Annotated in this window: 1 protein-coding gene; it reads right to left on the reverse strand. The window is 68.7% G+C overall.

Annotation, left to right across the window (positions count from 1 at the left end; translation table 11 throughout):
- Positions 1-134 precede the first annotated feature (134 nt).
- Positions 135-1,174 (reverse strand): SGNH hydrolase domain-containing protein (locus KUG38_RS16760; protein WP_286196173.1); only part of this gene is annotated, 1,040 nt, incomplete at its 5' end.

The raw sequence follows: 1,174 nt of genomic DNA on the forward strand, positions 1-1,174 counted from the left end.
CGCCAGCATCGCCGCCCCCCGCAGCGCATCGATGTCCGGCCGGTAGGCAAACCCTCCCCCTTTCCCGCCTGCTCCGGTCGCCGGGCCACTCGCCGCTGCGGCGGCTCCGGTCGTGGCGGTGGGGGCCACCGCCATCAGCGCCTCCCCGGAATCAGGCCCGCCTCGGACAGGAACCGCTGGAACGGCCCCGCCAGCGAGCGACTTCCCGTCACACTCAGGTGGTGGGAATCGGAGTAGATGATCTTGTCCAGGTCATTGCGATAGCGCACCCGACCATCCGGGCCCAGGAGGTAGGGGGTGGGGTCGAACACATGCACGTTCGGCAGGCCCGCCGCCACCGCGGCCAGGGTGAGGCGCACCGCCTGCTGGCCGGCGGCGGTGGCGGCGGGATCGGGGGCGCAGCTGGAGGCGGAATCCTTCGGGCAGGCCACGATCTCACGGGCGAGGGTGGGATTGTCGACCACCAGCACCAGCTGGATGCCCCGGGCCGCCAGCCGCTGGGCATAGGCCCGCATGCTGAGAATGTGGGCCTGACGCAATTCAGCGACGTTAAGCCTCCGGCCTGAGAGGTAAGCGGGCTGCCCCTGGCTGGTGCCACCGGGGTCAGCGCTGCTCAGGTAGTTGTTGAGGTTGCTGGAGATCATGACGATGTCCCCCGGCTTCAGACGTTCGAGAGCCCGCTCCATCTCCCCGGCGGCGAAATCGGTGCAGGGCTTGTAGGGACGGTTGTTGAGGAACAGCGTCAGCTGGGGATCGATGAAACAGGAGCGCTTGTTGGTGAAGGTGATGCGCTGGCCGGTGGCGGCGGTGACCAGGTCAAGCATCGGCAGCAGATGCTCGGCATGGGAGTCGCCCAGCAGGAAGATCTCGCCGGCACCGGGCCGGCCGGGCTTGCTGCAGCGTTCGAAATCGGAGCGGCTGGCGGGGCTGTAGGGGGTCCAGTAGGGAATGGCGCAGTTCTGATCGATCCGGGTGCCGGGCAGGGTGGGATTCCACTCCTGCACCCGTTCGTGCAGGGGAACCGGATCCCGGTCGGTGCCGATGAAGAAGCGGCCGCGCACCGAATAGTGGAGGGTGTCGATGGCCGTCCACAGGCCCGCCACCGCCAGCACCGCCAGCAGCGTCTCCCACCACCACGTCAGCGGATAACGCCGCACCGGCTGCTCCACCAGTC

The sequence above is a fragment of the Synechococcus sp. CCAP 1479/9 genome, from assembly GCF_019038535.1.
Classification (GTDB): Bacteria; Cyanobacteriota; Cyanobacteriia; order PCC-6307; family Cyanobiaceae; genus Cyanobium.